The sequence below is a fragment of the Thalassotalea insulae genome (assembly GCF_030161395.1).
GTDB lineage: Bacteria > Pseudomonadota > Gammaproteobacteria > Enterobacterales > Alteromonadaceae > Thalassotalea_E > Thalassotalea_E insulae.
Window position 1 is genome coordinate 3242675 of record NZ_BSST01000001.1, and the last position, 19930, is coordinate 3262604.

The 19930-nt window shown below is 40.4% G+C and carries 17 protein-coding genes; 11 read left to right on the forward strand and 6 right to left on the reverse strand.

Going from position 1 to position 19930, the window contains the following annotated elements:
* Nucleotides 1–31 precede the first annotated feature (31 nt).
* Nucleotides 32–1921, forward strand: a complete 1890-nt coding sequence (parE, locus tag QQK06_RS14660; protein ID WP_284245490.1) for a DNA topoisomerase IV subunit B — start codon at nt 32–34, stop codon at nt 1919–1921.
* 15 nt (nt 1922–1936) lie between these two features.
* The gene (locus tag QQK06_RS14665; protein ID WP_284245491.1) at nt 1937–2407 is read left to right on the forward strand and encodes a hypothetical protein; all 471 of its coding nucleotides are present in this window, start codon (nt 1937–1939) and stop codon (nt 2405–2407) included.
* A gap of 62 nt (nt 2408–2469) precedes the next feature.
* Here the strand turns inward: QQK06_RS14665 and QQK06_RS14670 are convergent, their stop codons facing one another.
* A complete protein-coding gene (locus QQK06_RS14670; protein ID WP_284245493.1) occupies nt 2470–2880 on the reverse strand; it encodes a cupin domain-containing protein in 411 nt (136 codons plus the stop codon).
* A 153-nt stretch (nt 2881–3033) separates the two neighbouring features.
* Here QQK06_RS14670 and QQK06_RS14675 point away from each other — a divergent pair, with 153 nt between their 5' ends.
* From QQK06_RS14675 to QQK06_RS14710, 8 genes are all read left to right on the forward strand, one after another.
* Entirely contained in the window at nt 3034–3402 is a 369-nt protein-coding gene (locus QQK06_RS14675) for a metalloregulator ArsR/SmtB family transcription factor (protein ID WP_284245494.1), read from the forward strand.
* A gap of 13 nt (nt 3403–3415) precedes the next feature.
* Nucleotides 3416–4423, forward strand: a complete 1008-nt coding sequence (locus QQK06_RS14680; RefSeq protein ID WP_284245497.1) for an ArsJ-associated glyceraldehyde-3-phosphate dehydrogenase — start codon at nt 3416–3418, stop codon at nt 4421–4423.
* 13 nt (nt 4424–4436) lie between these two features.
* Nucleotides 4437–5648 carry an organoarsenical effux MFS transporter ArsJ gene (arsJ, locus tag QQK06_RS14685; protein ID WP_284245498.1) on the forward strand — a complete coding sequence of 404 codons (1212 nt, stop codon included), beginning with the start codon at nt 4437–4439 and terminating at the stop codon, nt 5646–5648.
* Between the two features lie 33 nt (nt 5649–5681).
* A complete protein-coding gene (locus QQK06_RS14690) occupies nt 5682–6089 on the forward strand; it encodes a VOC family protein (protein ID WP_284245499.1) in 408 nt (135 codons plus the stop codon).
* Nucleotides 6090–6283: 194 nt separating this feature from the next.
* Nucleotides 6284–8164, forward strand: a complete 1881-nt coding sequence (locus tag QQK06_RS14695) for a GGDEF domain-containing protein (protein WP_284245501.1) — start codon at nt 6284–6286, stop codon at nt 8162–8164.
* Entirely contained in the window at nt 8157–9392 is a 1236-nt protein-coding gene (locus tag QQK06_RS14700) for a GGDEF domain-containing protein (protein WP_284245502.1), read from the forward strand. Before QQK06_RS14695 ends, QQK06_RS14700 begins: the two co-directional genes overlap by 8 nt.
* A gap of 180 nt (nt 9393–9572) precedes the next feature.
* Nucleotides 9573–11876, forward strand: coding sequence for a DNA topoisomerase IV subunit A (parC, locus tag QQK06_RS14705; RefSeq protein ID WP_284245503.1), 2304 nt, complete (start codon nt 9573–9575; stop codon nt 11874–11876).
* A gap of 115 nt (nt 11877–11991) precedes the next feature.
* Nucleotides 11992–12768 (forward strand): EAL domain-containing protein, encoded by a 777-nt coding sequence (locus QQK06_RS14710; RefSeq protein WP_284245504.1) that lies wholly within the window; start codon nt 11992–11994, stop codon nt 12766–12768.
* On the opposite strand, the gene QQK06_RS14715 is transcribed toward QQK06_RS14710, so the two are convergent.
* From QQK06_RS14715 to tal, 3 genes are all read right to left on the reverse strand, one after another.
* Nucleotides 12753–13277 (reverse strand): DUF6942 family protein, encoded by a 525-nt coding sequence (locus tag QQK06_RS14715; protein WP_284245505.1) that lies wholly within the window; start codon nt 13275–13277, stop codon nt 12753–12755. The genes QQK06_RS14710 and QQK06_RS14715 overlap by 16 nt on opposite strands.
* An 88-nt stretch (nt 13278–13365) precedes the next feature.
* A complete protein-coding gene (locus QQK06_RS14720; protein WP_284245506.1) occupies nt 13366–13539 on the reverse strand; it encodes a DUF3545 family protein in 174 nt (57 codons plus the stop codon).
* A 143-nt stretch (nt 13540–13682) separates the two neighbouring features.
* A complete protein-coding gene (tal, locus tag QQK06_RS14725; protein ID WP_284245508.1) occupies nt 13683–14636 on the reverse strand; it encodes a transaldolase in 954 nt (317 codons plus the stop codon).
* A 287-nt stretch (nt 14637–14923) separates the two neighbouring features.
* Between tal and yaaA the strand changes: the two genes are divergently transcribed.
* A complete protein-coding gene (gene yaaA, locus QQK06_RS14730) occupies nt 14924–15700 on the forward strand; it encodes a peroxide stress protein YaaA (protein WP_284245510.1) in 777 nt (258 codons plus the stop codon).
* A gap of 15 nt (nt 15701–15715) precedes the next feature.
* Here the strand turns inward: yaaA and QQK06_RS14735 are convergent, their stop codons facing one another.
* The gene (locus tag QQK06_RS14735; RefSeq protein WP_284245512.1) at nt 15716–18595 is read right to left on the reverse strand and encodes a TonB-dependent receptor plug domain-containing protein; all 2880 of its coding nucleotides are present in this window, start codon (nt 18593–18595) and stop codon (nt 15716–15718) included.
* 99 nt (nt 18596–18694) lie between these two features.
* Complete coding sequence (locus QQK06_RS14740; RefSeq protein WP_284245513.1) at nt 18695–19738, reverse strand: FecR family protein; 1044 nt, start codon at nt 19736–19738, stop codon at nt 18695–18697.
* Between the last annotated feature and the right edge of the window lie 192 nt (nt 19739–19930).

Genomic DNA, 19930 nt, shown 5'->3' on the forward strand with positions numbered 1-19930 from the left:
TCAACATTATAATAATTATTAGAATAGAGTTATGAGCGAACAATATAATTCAGAATCCATTGAAGTACTGAGCGGACTCGATCCGGTACGTCATCGTCCCGGTATGTATACCGACACTAATCGTCCAAATCATTTAGGACAAGAGGTTATCGATAACTCAGTTGATGAAGCGTTAGCAGGTTATGCGCAAAATATCTCGGTAATTCTCGATAAAGATCAGTCACTGGAAGTCATCGATGACGGTCGCGGCATGCCAATTGATATTCACAAAGAAGAAGGGGTTTCAGGGGTTGAACTGATCTTCTGTAAACTTCATGCCGGCGGTAAATTCTCTAATAAAAATTATCAGTTCTCCGGTGGTTTGCATGGTGTTGGTATTTCCGTGGTTAATGCCTTATCAACCCGAGTTGATGTTGCGGTGCGTCGTGACAGTAAAGTTTACGAAATGGCATTTGAAAACGGTGAAAAGGTTGAGGAATTACGAGAAACCGGTACTGTCGGACGCCGTAATACAGGTACCCGAGTTAAGTTTTGGCCGGATGCCGGTTACTTTGACTCGCCAAAGTTTTCAGCAAAACGCCTAATTCACTTATTAAAAGCGAAAGCCGTGTTATGCCCAGGCTTAACGATAAAATTTCATGATAAAAACGAAGATAAGAAATATCAGTGGTGTTATCAGGACGGCTTGTGTGATTACTTAAAAGAATCCGTTAAAGATTATGTCAGCTTGCCGGAGCAACCGTTTGTCGGCGCTTTTAGTTCTCATAATGAAGCGGCAGACTGGGCGGTGACCTGGTTGCCTGAAGGCGGTGAGTCTACCGGTGAGAGTTATGTCAATCTGATTCCGACGGTTCAAGGCGGTACCCATGTGAACGGATTGCGTCAGGGACTGCTCGAATCGATGCGAGAGTTTTGCGAATTTCGTAACCTAGTACCGAGAGGGGTAAAATTAACGCCGGACGATATTTGGGATAAGTGTTCTTATATCTTATCGGTGAAAATGGAAGATCCACAGTTTGCCGGTCAAACCAAAGAACGCTTATCGTCGCGTCAATGTGCTGCCTTTGTTACTGGCGTGGTAAAAGATGCTTTTAGCTTATGGCTCAATGAGCACACTGAAATTGCAGAAGCGTTAGCGGAGTTTTGTATTTCCAATGCCCAGCGTCGTCTACGTGCCAGTAAAAAGATCATTCGTAAAAAAATCACTCAGGGCCCTGCATTGCCTGGCAAGTTAACCGATTGTGGCAGTCAGGATATTACGCGCACTGAGTTATTTTTAGTCGAGGGTGATTCAGCGGGCGGCAGTGCGAAACAAGCTCGTGATCGTGAAAATCAGGCGATTATGCCGTTACGCGGTAAGATCTTAAATACTTGGGAAGTGGAATCGAACCAGATTTTAGCTTCTCAGGAGGTTCATGATATTTCTGTTGCTTTAGGAATCGATCCTGACAGTGAAGACTTATCCGGCCTGCGCTATGGTAAGGTGTGTATTTTAGCGGATGCCGACTCAGATGGATTACATATTGCGACACTGCTTTGTGCCCTATTCACTCAACACTTTCTGCCGTTAGTGCAGGCAGGACATGTTTATGTTGCTATGCCGCCACTGTATCGGATTGATGTGGGTAAAGAAGTGTTTTATGCCTTAGACGAAGAAGAAAAAGATGGCATTTTAGATCGTATCGAAGCGGAGAAAAAACGCGGTAAAGTTAATGTTCAGCGTTTTAAAGGTTTGGGTGAAATGAACCCATTGCAACTGCGTGAAACTACCATGGATCCTAATACCCGTCGCTTAGTGCAGCTGACGGTTGATGAGCATGCTGAAACGATTGAAATGATGGATATGTTGCTGTCGAAAAAGCGCGCCGGAGATCGTAAAGACTGGTTGCAAGCGAAAGGCGATATGGTCGAAGTGATTTAATTAGAGGTCATTGTTTTGAGTAATAAAAACTATATTTCTATTTTATTTAGTTTAATGGCCCTTATCGGGAATTTTTCACTGTTTGCCGAAGAACATCAGCACCACCATCAACAGCAAACCGCTGAGTTAGCGCTTAATCACGGGGAAAAGTGGTCAATTGATGAAAGTTTGCATATTGGCATGACTAATATCAAAAATGATATTAGTGCTAACTTAGCGCTAATTCATCAGCAAAAATTCACCGCTAAGCAATATCAAGGCTTAGCGTTAGGGTTAGAAAAACACCTTAGTTTTCTATTTGAAAACTGTCAGCTAGCCCCACAAGCTGATGCCCAACTGCATATTTTGCTCGCTGACATTATGCAAGGAGTAGCTCAAATGAAGCATAGCGATAACGGTAAACCGGGCGCGGTATTAATTATTCAGGCATTAAAAAATTATCCTCAATATTTTGCCGATCCTCGTTGGCAAAATTTAGCGCACTAAAAAATGACTGCAGAGGATAAATATTACGCTTTAATTGAGCGATTAATTGCGCAGCGTAGTTTTTATTGTTCGGTATACACTCGGTCTTTGCCGTTGAATTTGGGCGTTTGAATAGAAAGTATTTTTAGTGGTTGCTTTGAGGTGACTACTACTTTATGCACCATACCTTGGTTGATACGGATAAAATCACCAGTGCTAATTTTTTGTTTGTTTTCCCCTAACCAAAAATCCGCTTCTCCGGCAAGTACATATACCAGTTCAGTATGCGTTTGATGATAATGTGCTTTCACTTCTTTTTTAATAAAGATTAAAAATTCTGACGCGCTATCACTACTACCTAACGGCACTAGGTGGATATTCTCTAAATTATTGGGTGCTGAAATCTTATTTAAATTTTGTGCGGCTAGGGTAACAGGCATAAAGGCGAACATTAGTATGATGGCATAAATTTTATTGAGCTGTTGGTGTTTCATTCGAGTGCTTCTTTTTAGAGTTGATACTGATTTTATAACAGAAAAAGGTGTTTATTGTCAGGTAGCAGCAGATAATTATTTATCAATCATTCTTCTATTCTACATATATGGAAAATCGTATATGATAATGTGATTTTAATTAGGGGAGATAGAGTGACCTTACAGCGAGAGGCAGATAGTCCTGATTTTTTTCAGTGTTTAGCGGAACCAACCAGACTGCTCATTTTAATGTTACTAACTCAGGAACAGGAACTTTGTGTCTGTGAATTAACGCAGGGGTTAGCGTTAAGTCAGCCAAAAATATCTCGTCACTTGGCATTATTAAGAACCAAAGGTTTATTAAGCTGTCGCAAGTCAGGGAAATGGGTGTTTTATCAGCTAGCGCCGCAATTACCTCTGTGGCAACAACAGATTATCGAATTAGCACAATCAAATAATCAACTAAGCTGTGAGCATGCTTTAGCGCGAATGAATCAAATGGCTGGGCGTCCGGAAAAAGCAGCCAGTTGCTGTAATAACTAGAGTGAGAAATAGAATGACGATAAAAGTAGGAATCAATGGTTTTGGCCGTATGGGGCGCTTGGTATTAAGAGCAGCGTGGCACTGGCCAGAAATTGAATTTATTCAGATCAATGATCCGGCAGGTGATGCAAATACCTTAGCGCATTTGCTCAATTATGATTCAGTGCATGGCATTTGGTCAGGAACGGCAACGGCAACGGCTGAGCATATATTGATTGACGATAAAAATATAAAAGTCTCCAATAATACGAAAATTGATGAAACTGACTGGTCAGGCTGTGACATAGTGGTTGAAGCATCTGGCAAGATGAAGACTAGCAGTTTACTGAAGCAGTATTTAGTGCAAGGTGTGCAAAAAGTGGTGGTAACTGCACCGGTAAAAGAGGAAGGGGTGCTTAATATCGTCATGGGGGTAAATGACGAGCTTTATGATGCGTCGAAACACAGTTTAGTGACGGCGGCATCTTGCACTACTAATTGTTTAGCGCCAGTGGTCAAAGTATTGCAAAACAGTATCGGTATTAAGCATGGTAGTATGACCACGATTCACGATATTACGAATACCCAAACCATATTAGATGCCCCTCATAAAGATCTGCGTCGTGCAAGAGCTTGTGGTCAAAGTTTGATCCCTACCACTACCGGCTCGGCAACTGCTATTACTCATATTTTTCCTGAATTAAAAGGCCGATTAAATGGTCACGCAGTAAGGGTGCCGCTAGCGAATGCGTCGATCACAGATTGTGTTTTTGAAATGTCACGCTCGGTCACTGTCGAAGAAATTAATCAGTTAATGAGTCATGCGGCAGATGGTGAGTTGAAAGGTATTTTAGGCTATGAAGAAAAGCCCTTAGTGTCGGTAGATTATAAGACCGACCCTCGTTCATCTATTGTTGATGCCTTATCGACTATGGTGGTGAACGACACTCAGTTAAAAATGTACCTTTGGTATGATAATGAGTGGGGCTATGCTAACCGCACCGCCGAATTAGTGAAAAAAGTAGCACTCAGTTTAAGCTAAGTGATAGTAAGTCATGTTTAGCAAAATTCAGGCGTTACCGAAAAATATTCAACAGTACTTGATCATTACTGGCAATTATTGGTTCTTTACACTAACTGATGGCGCATTGCGGATGTTAGTGGTGCTGTATTTTTACCAACTGGGCTATCAGCCGCTTGCTATTGCGATGTTGTTTCTGTTTTATGAAATTTTTGGTGTGATCACTAACTTAGTCGGTGGCTGGCTAGGCGCGCGTATCGGCTTAAATAAAACCATGAATATTGGCCTTGCTTTGCAGGTTGGCGCATTATTAATGTTGGCATTGCCGCAGGAAATGCTAACCATGTATTGGGTGATGTTAGCGCAAGCCTTATCCGGGATCGCTAAAGATCTCAATAAGATGAGCGCTAAAAGCAGTGTGAAATCTTTAGTAAAAAATGACAGCCAGCAAAATGACTCGCCATTATTTAAATGGGTAGCGATATTAACCGGTTCAAAAAACGCGTTGAAAGGCGCTGGTTTTTTCTTAGGTGGTGCGTTATTAGCGCTAGTTGGCTTTCAGTATGCCTTATTGAGCATGGCGCTGATACTATTGGTTATCACTATTGCCAGCATTTGCTTACTTGAACAGGATTTAGGTAAAGCAAAAGCTAAGCCTAAATTTAGTGAAGTGTTTTCTAAAAGTGCGGCACTGAATTATCTTTCAGCTGCTCGGCTTTGTTTGTTTGCCGCGCGAGATGTCTGGTTTGTTGTTGCCTTACCTTTGTTTTTGATCACTAAGTTTGCCTGGTCACATCAGTTTGTCGGCGGTTTTATGGCGATTTGGGTGATAGCTTACGGTGCTGTGCAAGCAAAAGCACCACGGTTGTTAGCCTGGTTAGGTGATCAAAAAATTTCCGGTCAGCTACTCAGCGTTTGGGTATTTGCTTTGGCGTTGTTAACCTTCGTTATTGCAGTCGCTATCTATGGTAATTTCTCTGTCTACTATATGGTAATCATTGGCTTATTGGTTTTTGGCGCTGTTTTTGCGATAAATTCTTCTTTGCATAGTTATTTAGTCGTTGCTATGGCAAAAGAAGATGGCGTGTCGATGGATGTTGGTTTTTATTATATGGCTAATGCTATGGGACGTTTACTCGGTACTGTACTTTCTGGTTATATATATCAGGCCTACGGATTGGCGACGTGTTTAATGATTTCCAGTTTACTGGCGTTGATGTCCGGATATTTCATTCGTCGAATTTAATTTATTGGATATTTTATTTGGATAATTACTTTTATGATATCACATCGTAATTTACGCGCTATTTGCCATGCCTCACTTGGCACAAATGACGTAGCAAAGGCTAAATCATTTTATCAGCCTTTATTGGCTACTCTGGGGATTTATCTCGTTTGTGATTATCCACATGCTGTAGCGTTTGGCAAAGGCTATCCGGAGTTTTGGTTGCAAATTCCGTTTGATAAACAAACCGCGTCTGTGGGTAACGGTGTACACTTTGGTTTTGTTGCAACTTCTCCGCAAGAAGTCGATGAATTTTATCGCGTTGCAATGACGTTAGGAGCAAAAGATAATGGCGCGCCTGGACCAAGAAAAGAGTATGGCGAACCCTATTATGGCTGTTTCGTTATTGATTTAGATGGTAACAAAATTGAAGCAAGCTACTGGCATCAGGAAAATGCTTAACCAGCTAAGCAATATTTTGCAACAGAAATAATAAAATAGGCTTTATCATTTAGATTATTTCGTTTTATACTGGGGCGGTTTTCGATTTGAAAATGCATAATAATTCTAATAGCTAGCATAATAAGGAAGCGAATTTGTCTTTAGGTCTGTTCAATTTGTTTAAATTGATCCCTAGTCTAGTTCTAGCTGTTTTTTTGTTAATATCTTGTAAAGTTTATGCAGAGCAAGCCAATAATACTGCCATTAACAATGGTAATTTTAGCCAGTTTGTTGCTAATGTTGAAAAGTTACAAGGCCAGAATTTAAACCAAGCTTTCCTTAAGTTAGATGCTCAGCGCTCACAGCTGGCTAATTTATCAGTCAAAAATCAATTAATTTTTTACCGCTTGTTGGCTGAAGTTTATGTTGAACAGGCGCAATATCAAAAAAGTAAAGAAGTCGCTACGCAAGGGATAAGCCTAGCGATGACGTTAGCAAGCTCTGACATTGTTACCGCTGAGCTATTATATGCTCGTGGTTTTGCCGTTGAAAGTTTAGGTAATTACCAAGCCGCGCGACAAGACTACCTTAATGGTATTGAGATAGCGGATTCATTAAACGATAAAAAAATAGTGGCTATGGGGCTCACCAACCTTGGTGCACTGGATTATCTTACAGAGCAATTTGAACATTCACTGACCATGTTCAATGATGCGCTGGCTATCGCGAAAAAACTGAATGATGATGAGCTATCAGGTTTTGTTTATTCTGAACTTGGCATTTTATACAGTTTAATTTCTCAAGAAGATAAATCGCTAATTTATTATCAAAAATCATATGAGCATTATTTAAAAGCAGGTAAAACTTTCTACGCCTATAATACGTTAAGCAATATGGCTAGTAACCATGCGGCTAGTGAACGCTATGAAGAGGCGATCCCTTTATTCAAGGAAGTGATAGATCATGCCGAACAAATCGGCAATGACGAACTGATTTCTTCTGCGTATTCAGGTATGGCTTGGGCACAAGCTAAACAAAAAGACAGCGATCCTGAAGCTTCCTATCATTATATGCTGCTTGCCAGTCAATATGCGGAAAATGCCCAACAAGCGGATTTTCCAATAGCCCATGCCTTGGATAAAGGTTATTTGTTTAAAGAGCTTGGAAAAACGCAGGAAGCACTTGAAAGTATGCTAAAAGCTGAACAGTTATTAAAGCAATACAACAACCATAAACAAAAAATGGTGTCGACTATTTCTCAACTTAATGTTTTATATTTGAAAGCGGAACTATATCATCAACTGAAAGAGCATAAACAAGCATATTTAGCACAAGAACAATTTTTAACGATTGCCTTAGCGTTACCAGAAAAAAGCAACTTTGAAGAAGTTGAAGATTTACGTATGCGCTATGAAAGCGAACAAGCGGATATTGAAAAGAAAATATTAGAGCATCAGGAATCCGTACAGACACTGAAATTATCAGAGGCAAAAAGTGATGCGGAAAACCGGCAACTTTTCAGTACCACTTTTGCTATTGTTGTTTTAGTACTGGCTTGGTTGCTGGTTAAAACGCTAAAAGGACAAAAAAAACTGTTGATCGCTAGTCGAACGGATGAGTTAACAGGGGTGACTAATCGTCGCCGCTTAATTGAGCTGGGGGAAAAATTTGTTAAGCGTGCATGGCTTAACAAGCAGCCTTTTAGTTTAATAGTATTGGATATTGATGATTTTAAAGAAATTAATGATAGTCTAGGGCATAAAGTTGGTGATCAGACCTTACAGCAAGTAGCACAAGTAGGTCAGCAGCTTGTTGGCGATAAAGGAGTGTTTGGTCGATTAGGCGGTGAAGAATTTATTGTCTTATTACCAGTAACCACTATAGCGTCAGCTATTGAGCTCGCAGAATTATTACGCCTGACTATCAGCCGGATGCAGTGGGCACATAATGAGATAGAAAAGGTGACCGTCAGTGTCGGTATCGCATCGACTGTCAGCTCAGAAATTCACGGTTTTGATCAATTGTTACAAAGAGCTGATCGCCTGATGTATCAGGCAAAGCGCCAGGGAAAAAATAAGGTCTGTAGCAGTGAGTAAGCAATTATTGGCATTCATTTTATTGTTCTCTTTAATTGGCAGTATCTACAGTGTTGCAGCCGCAGAGCAATATAAGCACAGTGTCTTTCCATTTATTGTAGCCCAAGAAAGCGGTGATAAAACTTTATTATCGAATGATCAGCCATTACCTGTAAATGCTCGCATTTTGTCTTTGTTAGCGCTGAGTGAATCATCGCCAGAGCAAGCAAGAGAAATTCAGCCGAAAATCATCGCTATTAGTGATAATTTTAATCGTGCCGAACGTTATTTAATGAGTATTATTAATGCACTTTTACTGACAGATGATTCTCGCCTTGAGCATCATGTTAATGAGTTACTATCTGCGATTGCAATGGAAGACAGAATGGCAAAAAGTCAGTTAGTGACCCCTGATTTTGCAAAGATTCATCTAATATTGGCAGAGCTTTATGTTAAAGCAAGCGATTATGATAAAGCGTATCAGCAAAAAGAGATCTATATCGAAAAATACCAAGATTATCGCGACCAGTTACGTGAACAGCGGTTAACCAAGCTAAATAAAAAATATGAAACAGATCTGAAAGTTAAAGCGAATGAGCTACTGAAAAGTCAGCATGAACTCAAGGCATTACAGTTAAAAGAAACTGAGAAAAGTACGCAGATCCAGCAACGAAATAGCTTAATTTTTATCATTACCGCTATCGTATTTTTAGTGCTATTAATCCGACAATTTCGTGTACGTTCAATTTTAAGGTCATTATCTAATACCGATAGTTTAACCGGGCTATATAACCGTCGAACTCTGTTCGAACAGGGAGAACATTTTGTTAAGCAATATGCAGACGAAGGGAAGACTTTAAGCGTTATTATGTTGGATATTGATTATTTTAAACAGGTCAATGATGATTATGGTCATGATAAAGGTGATCAGGTGATCAATAAAGTGGCGACACTTGGTCGGGAAACAATACGTACCCGTGATGTTTTCGCCCGACTTGGTGGTGAAGAATTTGCTGTTGTTCTGCCGGCAACGCAGTTAGAAGAAGCAAAAGCGATTGCTGAACGGTTTAGAGAAAAAGTTGAACAGGTTTATATGCCGGATATTGAGCAGATGGTCACTATTAGTGCTGGAGTTGCTAATATTGTCGATACAGCGGCTAATTTTGATGATTTATTACATGCTGCAGATCAGGCTATGTATCAGGCAAAAGCTGCCGGTCGTAATCAGGTGTGTTGTTATCAAGGGTAACTATTAAGTTTGAGTCAGCGCAAATTTCTTGCGAACGACTATTTTTTCTAACAGAATAATCATATAAGCTAGGGCTATGAAGTGCTAGCAGAGCTAACCACATAATAAAAACTCATTAACTCAGTGTTAGATAGCTAATTAACATAATGATAATAATAGTTTTAATCGGGAAAACATTTGATGTCAGATGCGCTAGATTATAGTCTCGACGGTATTGAACAACGGCCTTTACGCCAATTTACAGAAGAAGCCTACCTTAATTATTCGATGTACGTCATCATGGATAGGGCGTTGCCGCATATCGGTGATGGTTTAAAGCCAGTCCAACGTCGTATCGTTTATGCAATGTCGGAGCTGGGATTATCAGCTGTTGCTAAGTATAAAAAGTCGGCTCGTACGGTTGGTGATGTGCTTGGTAAATTTCACCCTCATGGTGATTCCGCTTGTTATGAAGCTATGGTGTTGATGGCGCAACCATTTTCCTATCGCTATCCATTAGTGGATGGTCAGGGCAACTGGGGGGCACCGGATGATCCTAAATCATTTGCTGCGATGCGTTATACCGAAGCAAGATTATCACGTTTTAGCGAAGTGTTATTATCTGAGTTAGGACAGGGGACTGTAGACTGGATCCCTAACTTTGATGGTACCATGAAAGAGCCGCAAACCTTACCGGCGCGTTTACCTCATATCTTGTTAAACGGTATTACCGGGATCGCGGTTGGTATGGCTACGGACATTCCGCCACATAATGTCAGAGAAGTTGCTAATGCCTGTGTCCAGTTAATAGAATCGCCAAAAACCGAACTGGCTGAGTTGTTAACGCACGTTAAAGGTCCTGATTATCCAACTGATGCGGAAATTATCACAGCTAAGGCAGATATAGAGAAAATTTATCAAACCGGACGTGGCAGTATAAAAATGCGCGCTGTTTATGAAGTTGAGCAGGGCGATATAGTGATCACAGCCTTGCCGCATCAGGCATCCGGAGGCAAGATTCTAGAACAAATTGCCAATCAGATGACCGCAAAGAAATTGCCTATGGTGGTCGATTTACGGGATGAATCGGATCATGAAAACCCCACTCGACTGGTGGTAGTGCCAAGGTCGAACCGGGTGGATGTTGAGCAGTTAATGCAGCATTTATTTGCGACCACAGATCTGGAGAAAAACTATCGTGTTAATTTAAACATGATAGGGCTGGATAATAAGCCGGCGGTTAAAGATTTACGTACCATGTTGGTTGAATGGCTGGAGTTTCGTCGTGAAACGGTACGTCGACGGTTACAATACCGTTTAGATAAAGTGTTGGCGCGCTTACATATTTTAGATGGCTTACTCATTGCTTATCTTAATATTGACGAAGTGATCGAAATTATTCGTAATTATGATGATGCGAAAGCGGAATTGATATCGCGCTTTAATTTATCAAAAATTCAGGCGGAAGCGATATTAGAGATCAAGTTACGCCAACTGGCTAAGTTAGAAGAGATCAAAATCCGTACTGAGCAAGACGAATTGAATAAAGAGCGTGATTACTTAGAAAAAACGCTGAATTCGAAAGCGCGGATGAACACCTTAATGAAAAAAGAGCTGCTGGAAGCGGCAGAAAAATATGGTGATGATCGACGTTCGAAAATCGTTGAGCGTGGCGAAGCAAAAGCCCTGTCGGAAAAAGATCTCGTGCCGAGTGAGCCAGTAACGGTAGTGGTGTCACAAAAAGGTTGGGCGCGTTGTGCTAAAGGCCATGATATCGATCCGAAAGCATTAAGTTATAAAGCAGGTGATGAATATCTATGCTCGGCGCGGGGGCGCAGTAACCGCCCTGTGGTATTTATTGACTCCGGGGGGAGAGCGTATACCACGGATGCACACAGTTTACCGACAGCGAGAAGTCAAGGCGAGCCGTTAACCGGACGCTTTAGTCTCACTGCCGGAGAAAACTTTGAGCAAACAATAATGGCAGATGATGAGGCGAACTTTTTATTAAGTAGTGATGCCGGTTACGGTTTTATCGGTAAGTTTGCCGATATGGTCAGCCGTAATAAAAACGGTAAGGCGCTGTTGAGTCTACCGGCAAATGCGAAAGTAATGACGCCACAAGCAATTAATGATTTAGAAGCGGCGCTGGTCTTATCGATTACTTCAGAAGGGCGAATGCTGGTTTTTCCAGTAAAAGATCTACCGGCATTGAGTAAAGGTAAAGGCAATAAAATCATTAATATTTCATCCGCCAGAGCAAAAGCGAGGGAAGAGTTTGTGACCTTACTGACTGTGCTTAATGCAGAAGATTCAGTTACCTTGCATGCTGGAAAGCGTAAACTAATGCTTAAAGCAAAAGACATTGAGCATTACCGCGGTGAACGGGGGCGTCGGGGTAATAAGCTTCCTCGTGGTTTACAGCGAGTCGATAGAATTGAAGTGGAAACTGCTGTTGCCGCTGAAGAGCATGAAGTAGCTGACGACACTCTACCAACAGAATAACTCTTATTTTGTTTTCAAAAGGCTTATCTGGTGTTTTCACTGGATAAGCCTTTTTTGTCATAAAACTGTCATTTAGGCCATTTACACTAACTAAGGGTAAAGAGAGAGTAGACTAGTGTATAGAGCTATAGAAAATATTGTAAAAGAGAAAAACGTAACCACTGTATTCCAAGCGATCTTTGATGTTAATCAGCAAAGTATTTTAGGCTATGAAGCCTTAACTCGGGGGCCAGAAGGTAGCCGTTATTATTATCCAGATCTGTTGTTTCATGACGCCACTGAATGTGGTTTGCTTTCCGAGCTGGAAATATTGTGCCGTGACAGTGCAATTAAACAATTTGTACGCTTAGGGCTCAAAGGCAAACTCTTTCTTAATATCAGTCCATTAGTGTTGTTAGATAAAGCGCACCCTCAGGGAGAAACCATGCGCTTTGTTGAACGTGCCGGTTTAGATTGTCAGCAAATTGTGATCGAACTGAGTGAGAAATACCCTAATCCGAATGAGCAAATGTTAAGTCAGGCATTAGCTAAATACCGGGAATTTGGTTTCAAAGTGGCGATTGATGATCTCGGTGCCGGTTATTCTGGTTTAAAATTATGGAGCCAGTTACGGCCCAATATTGTTAAGGTTGATCGCTATTTTGTCGAAAATTGTCATCAAGATAGTTTTAAACGTAAATTCTTAACTGCGATTTTTGAACTGGCAGAGTCGGCGCAGGCCAAGGTTGTAGTAGAAGGGATCGAGTGTTTTCAGGAGTTTGAGTTGTTGCGTCAACTCGGTATGACCTATGCTCAAGGCTATTATCTTGCAAAACCAAGCAAAGAGCCGTTACGCAGCTATCCAAAATGGCTCGAACATGAAAATCTCTATAGCATTCAGGCATTATCTTGAACTAATTGCTTCACTAGCTGACACAGTTGGGTGATTTTTATATTGCTCAGCTGACGGTAGTCAAAATAAGGGCTGATAATTAATCCTAGGCTGTGATTAATGGCAAAGTCTGGTGATATCCACTGACATTGCTCGGCCAGCCCAAGTTCGGTGGCATAAGTTTTACCAAGAACAATATTGATAACGGGCTCTTTCATATTGGTTGTTGTTAATTTAGGTTTTGAAAAAATCAGTGCGGTGTTACTGTCCTTCGTAAGCAATTGTCGATCACGGTAGTGTTGCCAGCTATTAAACGCTGGGGTTTTGAGTTCAAAGATGAATTTAGCATAGACGTTGAATATCTTTCGCCAATGATTACCTGTTTGTTCGGCGATATTTTTAATTTCACCGTGCTGTATCGGCCTGAAATGACATAATTGCTGATATGGTGTAAGTGGTGGCCGATTAGCGATAAAAACCCGGATATTGGCTGCTGAGTCACCTAATGCGATATTTTGTCTATTGGTCATAGCTGCATGTTTTCAATTGATGTGATAAATGAAGAGGCAATAAAAAACCCAGTTGTTACTGGGTTTTTAGTGAGGTGTTTTAATTAGCTTAAAACTCGTCCAACATGTACTCTAGCGAGTCATCATATGCCTTTAAATCTTTTTCTAGTTGGAACTTATCTTTCAGTTGTTCTATTTCACGCCATTTTCGTTTTTTGTTATTACTTGTTGTCGTTTTGGGTTGTTTACCAAGTGAGCCCAATACTTCTTCGAGTTTATTCATGGAATGCTCCTTTTTTCTACAACTGCATGATTTTTTTATCATACTCTGTTGCAGAAATGAACATCTTTTTAAACTTTTTTTATAAGTAATTGAAAGCTAATCTGTTTTCTTAGCTTCTATAAAACGTTAGTGTGACTTAAGGTTCACAACAGTTCCGCTAACTGCTTTTCCAATTTGACCTGATCAATGGCAAAGTTACGAATACCTTCAGCAAGTTTTTCTGTTGCCATCGCATCTTGGTTCATTAACCAGCGGAATTTACTTTCAGTTAACTTTTCCGGGCGCTCTGCTTTGGCTTGCTCTGCAACCAACTTCTGCTCAACTGGCTCATTTGAAGTCGCTAATTCTTCTAATAATTGCGGACTAATGGTCAAGCGATCACAACCTGCCAATGCTAAAATTTCACCACTATTTCTAAAGCTAGCGCCCATAACAATAGTGCTATAGTCCATTGCTTTATAATAGTTATATATTTTAGTCACTGATAACACCCCAGGATCTTCTGCTGCCGGGTATTCAGTTTTTCCGGTATCCTTTTTATACCAGTCAAGTATGCGGCCAACGAAAGGGGAAATCAGAAAGGTACCTGCTTCAGCGCACGCCTGTGCTTGAGCAAAACTAAATAACAGCGTTAGATTACAGTTAATGCCAGCTTGTTCTAATTGCTCAGCTGCTTTAATTCCTTCCCAAGTAGAGGCAAGTTTTATCAAAATTCTGTCGTTGCTAATGCCCGCTTCATTATACATGGCGATAAGTTTATGGGCCTTGTCGATAGAAGCTTGGGTATCAAAAGATAAACGAGCATCGACTTCGGTAGAAATTCTGCCTGGGATGATTTTTAATATTTCAATACCGATTAATACTGAGAGCTTATCAGCTGCATCAATTACCTGTTGTTCAGCGTCATTTGATTGTACTTTTGCCCATTCAACGGCTTGAGAGAGTAAGTGTTGATAATTACTTAATGACGCAGCTTTTAGTAATAGTGATGGGTTAGTGGTGGCGTCTTGTGGGTGAAATTTAGCGATGGCTTCAATATCGCCGGTGTCAGCAACCACAGTGGTCATTGCTTTTAATTGTGTTAATTGATCAGTCATAACATCTGCCTTGTTTTTGATGAAATTAAAAAGTGTACCGATTAAGCGTTGAGACAAGATGCTTATTTTTGGTGTAACTCCGTTAATGCCCAAGCTTACCTTAATTGAGCACGAACGCTAATTTGTATCAAATTCTAGTAAATTAGCAAGTAGCTTTATTGATTTATTCATTATTTTATATAGCTAAATGGGAAAAAGACTTTTAACTCCTTCAAGTTAGGAAATATGCTATAGTGGGCGGAAAAAATTTTACACAGAAATTTTACTTAACAAGGAATAGGTATCTTATGCTATTGGTTGTTTCGCCAGCAAAAAATCTTGATTATGATTCTCCGTTAGCGACGGAGCAATATTCGCAACCGGAGTTACTGTCACATAGCCAAATACTTGTCGAACAATGTAAAACCTTGTCACCAGCAGACTTATCATCGCTAATGGGTATCAGTGATAAATTAGCTGGTTTAAATGCGGCACGCTTTGGTCAGTGGTCTCAGCCTTTTACGCCAGAAAACGCTAGAGCGGCAATTCTGGCATTTAACGGTGATGTTTATACCGGTATTGATGCTGCTACGTTATCGGAAAAAGACTTTGCCTATGCGCAGCAGCATATGCGGATATTATCTGGATTATATGGTTTGTTAAAACCTTTAGATCTGATGCAAGCATATCGCCTGGAAATGGGCACTAAGTTGGCCAATGAACGAGGAGCAAACCTCTATCAATTCTGGGGGGAAATCATTACAGAAAAGCTCAATCAAGCTATAGAGGCACAAGGTGATAACGTACTGATCAACCTTGCATCTAATGAGTACTTTAAGTCGGTGAAAAAGAAATCATTGCAGGCGGAAATCATTACCCCAGCGTTTAAAGACTGGAAAAATGGTCAATATAAAATGATCAGCTTTTTTGCGAAAAAAGCACGTGGTTTAATGGCGCGCTATATTATTGAAAACCAAATTAATTCACTAGAACAATTGAAAAACTTTGACGTTGCTGGTTATCAATATAGTAACGAGCTATCTAAAGGCAATGACTGGGTTTTTACGCGTAAAATTGCACAATAGTTGCCAGAGCTATTATTAAAAATGGTAGTTAACACCTAAGTAAAAATAACTACCATTAAAACCAAATGGGGCTGAGCGACGAGAGTATTTAAAGACGCCAAGGCTGCTAACAATAGTATTGCCTTGTTGATCAACTATAGTACCTGCGTGTGAGTTGCCGATAGTGTTCTTGTCCGGGGTGACATCAAATAGATTATTTACCCCCAGATACCAGGAAAAGTTGTTACTAAGGTCATGCTGAAAACGGATATCGGTTAAGGTTTTTGCACCATAGGTTTGTTGTTCACCATCGATTATGGTGTATTTGCCGTAGCGATTTAATGCCAGATTCAATGACCAGCTTTGTTGCTGATACAGTGAAGTTAAGCTAATTCTGTCTTTTGGTTGCCACTGTTCAATAATTGAAATGTCCTGACGGGCGAAAACTTGCTCGTTATCTAATGGTGATAACGCGCTATTTTTCGGTGAATAAAGCCGGGTGACATCAGTGTCGGTGAAGTTTGCTGCTAATGTCAGTGTATGTTGGCCACTAAACAGTTGGGAGTGCCAGGTCGAGATGATATCGAGCCCCTGGGTTTGAGTATCGGCGCCGTTAAGAAATACCTGCGCCTTGTCTACACCTGTATGTTTGATTGCCTGTGCAAGTGATGGCGATTGTTCAGCCGATAATTTATTACTGATAACAATGCGATCATCAATATTAATCGCATAGTAATCAATAGTGACATTAAACTGCTCTGTGAAATTAAATACCGCACCAAGGGAAAAGTTTTTAGATTGTTCCTCGGTTAACTGTGGGAGCCCTATTATTTGCGCAAGCTGGCTGTCATTTCTAAAGGTGCCGACTTGCTCTGAGCTCAATTGATTTTCTTGATTGACGATAAATTGCGTACTGGTGTTATTAAAATATAGTTGCTGCATAGAAGGGGCTCTGAACCCTGTGCTGATGGAGCTTCGTAAATTAAAGTGTTCAAATGGTCGCCAATTTGCTGCTAACTTGATATTAGAGGTTGAGCCAAAGTCCTGATAATCATCATAACGTAGGGCAGCGCTGTAATTGAAATACTCACTTAATTCACTGTTCACTTCGACATAGATTGAGGCTATATCCCTTTGCTCGTCAACTTCGGCATTAGGCGCTATCCCTGGAAACCCCTGAATTCCTGCCAGTACCTTATTTGGGCCGCTTGGAGGAGCAGGTGAATGGTAATCAAAATAACTATATTGGTTGCCTGCTATAACCTGATAACGGTCTTTTCTTAATTCCAGTCCAAGTGCTAGTGTGGCATAACTAAAAAACTTCTGGATATCTAAATTAATGGTTTGTAGCGATAATTTAAGACCATATGCGTCCGCTGAATTCGGCATCTGCTCTCTTATTTGTTGAGCAGTGATGCCCTGTTGCTCAAGCATGATTGCGTACGAGGCATTAACAGAATTTTTAGTGGTATAGTCAATACTGTTAACGCCGTAACTGTAGGAGATATCCATTAATATATCTGGATTGAGTTCGGTTTTATAACCAAGGCTAAATGATGCATCAGCAATATCTGAATGAATAAAAGGTAGATAGCCACCAGGAACTAATGGCTCACCGTCTTGTAACATTGGATTCGCTTGTTGATTAAGGTTGTCGCGGAAAAATGCGGCAGCGTCATTCTCACGTTTTGAATAAATAGCAAAGCTATAAAGCTTGCCGTCAGTCAAATTATATTGGCTATTATAAGCCAGTGAAAATTGCTGATAAGCGGGATCGCCAATGTCAAAGGTATCGCGTTTAGCACTAAATTCCCGTGGATCTTTTGCTAAAAATTGCTCAGGTGCTAACCGGACACAACCTGGAAACTGGCAGCTGCCATGTTGACCTGAACGATCTGTTGCTTGGTGATCTTGGACATTTATCGTGGCATTAAAAAAGCCGTTATTCTTGAATGAGAAACCTTTATTGATATTGAGCTCTGCACTTTGACCGTCTCCTTTACCATATTGACCATAGCTAGTGGTGATATGTCCTTTGCTAGTCGAGTCTTTTAAGACAATATTTATCACGCCGGCAATGGCATCTGAGCCATATTGTGCAGCAGCGCCATCACGTAGTATTTCGATACGTTTTATGGCACTAAATGGAATTGCGTTAATGCCAACGCCTGATGTACCACGGCCAACGGAGGTATTAATATGAACAAGGCTGGAATGGTGGCGACGTTTGCCATTGACTAAGAGTAAGGTTTGATCTGGCCCTAAGCCTCTTAAGGTAGCAGGTTTGAGTACATCAGTGCCATCACTGATGGATGAACTGGCAAAGTTAAACGAAGGAGCGATTGTCTGTAGTTTGCGGCCATTTTCGAACTGCCCAGTATTTGCCAACATGGTTTCAGATAATACATCAACGGGGACGGGGAGCTCCTGAATACTACGTGCAATATTTCTTGTGCCAACAATGGCAATTTTTTCAATCCTATTATTACTCTCTTCTTGCTTAGCAATAAGAGCTTTGGATGTTGACCTTGTTATTGAGTCTTGCTTATGTGCTGGTTGACGGAGCTGAATGCGTATTTCGTCGTTGCTATTGATATGGGCTTCAAGTTCGGTATGGCGCAGTAATCTATTAAGGCCATGAGCAATTGTAAAATAGCCGTTAAGCTCGTTTGCCTGATAGTGTTTAGTGAGCTCGTAAGAAAAAATAATGGTGCGCTGAGAATGTTTAGCAAAAGCGATCAGTGCCTGATCGGCTGGGAGTGATTTAATATCAAAATAATATAATTTGTCTGCTTTAACTTGAAAACTGAGCGGCAGCAACATAACAGCTAGCAAGGCTGCTATGTTTTGCCATAAGCAAGTTGCTAAGCGTATTGAAAGCTGGCTATTTGATGTGCTAGATAAAAGCAAAGACATTGGTTAAACAACAGACCCTAAATTATTATTATCAAAAGAGTTTGATGTCTTCAGTATAGTATGAAGCTCGGTTTAGCTAAAGTGCTATTGTTAGCGGGATCAGCTTTTTGTCGGTTGTTGACTTAATTGTACTGAGTTGGTGGCGTTAAATTTTGATTTGATGCCAAAGTTATAAGATAGTGCTGCTAGTAAACCGTCTATATCTCCGGCTTTAAAGTAGCCGGCTATTTTAACATCGTTGATGCTACTGTCGGTAATTTCAAATTGTACCTTGCTATAGCGACTCACTTCGTTCAGCGCCTGAGCTAAGGTTTCACCATTAAATACTAACATTCCTTGCTGCCAGGCTAATTCATTGGCACTTTGTTTTTTACTCAGCGAATTAGTAGGTTGTTGGACATTATTGCTGATCACCGATTTTTCGTTATCAGTAATGATTTTTGACGACTCAAACTTATCGATCTCCTCTGATATCAAAGTCTGCAGTTGGTGATTAGTTAACTGGCTGTTACTGACCAGTACCTGACCTTCATTGACGATCAATTCCATATCAGATTCGTTATTTTTTTGAACATTAAAAATTGTACCTAATGCGGTAAAGGCTTTACTTCCTGACGTAACGGTAAATGGTCTAGAAGAATCTTTGGCAACATCAAACTGGGCTTCGCCGTAGAGTAAATTAATATTACGGTGGTTATCTGTGTAGCTTACACGCACTTGAGAGTGAGTATTTAATGTGATTTTACTGCCGTCCGTTAACTCGACACTGATGATTTCACCGATATTAGTGGTATAAGTTTGGACGGGGAACGATTGACTATTTGAATCAAATAGCATGGTTTTTAATGGCAATGAAATAAAAATGAGCAATATGCTCACTAATATAGCAAGTAACCATTTGAAATCTTTCCCACTAATTATGCTCGGTTGCTGTGCCAAGGGAAAAACACCGTTAAGAGTTTTTAACTCACTGATGTTATCGAAGAAAGTAGCCATTTTATAGATGGCTTGATGATGTGCTGGACTTTGATTGACCCAAGCAATAAGTTGTGGTTTTTCTTCATGATGTAAGCCACGGTTTAAACAGCAAACCCAGTGGCGAGCTTGTTTTTTAATTTGCTCAGTTATCAATTGCTCTGACATATTTGCTTAAATCATCCTTAAATATTGCAAAATACAATTACTAATCTAGCGAAGGCTAGATTGAATTACAACTAATGTATTGGATATTTACTGCGGAATTACTTCATTTCGGTGTAATTTTCACCGATCAGCGTTGGTGACGCAAGAAATTTTGTCAAAATGTGCAAATTTATCGGGTAAAAATTGCGGTAA

Coding starts and splice junctions, on each gene's coding strand:
- tal (WP_284245508.1), bottom strand. CDS start 14,636: ATGACTGATCAATTAACACAATTAAAAGCAATGACCACTGTGGTTGCT.
- QQK06_RS14720 (WP_284245506.1), bottom strand. CDS start 13,539: ATGAATAAACTCGAAGAAGTATTGGGCTCACTTGGTAAACAACCCAAA.
- parC (WP_284245503.1), top strand. CDS start 9,573: ATGTCAGATGCGCTAGATTATAGTCTCGACGGTATTGAACAACGGCCT.
- yaaA (WP_284245510.1), top strand. CDS start 14,924: ATGCTATTGGTTGTTTCGCCAGCAAAAAATCTTGATTATGATTCTCCG.
- QQK06_RS14670 (WP_284245493.1), bottom strand. CDS start 2,880: ATGAAACACCAACAGCTCAATAAAATTTATGCCATCATACTAATGTTC.
- parE (WP_284245490.1), top strand. CDS start 32: ATGAGCGAACAATATAATTCAGAATCCATTGAAGTACTGAGCGGACTC.
- arsJ (WP_284245498.1), top strand. CDS start 4,437: ATGTTTAGCAAAATTCAGGCGTTACCGAAAAATATTCAACAGTACTTG.
- QQK06_RS14740 (WP_284245513.1), bottom strand. CDS start 19,738: ATGTCAGAGCAATTGATAACTGAGCAAATTAAAAAACAAGCTCGCCAC.
- QQK06_RS14680 (WP_284245497.1), top strand. CDS start 3,416: ATGACGATAAAAGTAGGAATCAATGGTTTTGGCCGTATGGGGCGCTTG.
- QQK06_RS14735 (WP_284245512.1), bottom strand. CDS start 18,595: ATGTCTTTGCTTTTATCTAGCACATCAAATAGCCAGCTTTCAATACGC.
- QQK06_RS14715 (WP_284245505.1), bottom strand. CDS start 13,277: ATGACCAATAGACAAAATATCGCATTAGGTGACTCAGCAGCCAATATC.
- QQK06_RS14690 (WP_284245499.1), top strand. CDS start 5,682: ATGATATCACATCGTAATTTACGCGCTATTTGCCATGCCTCACTTGGC.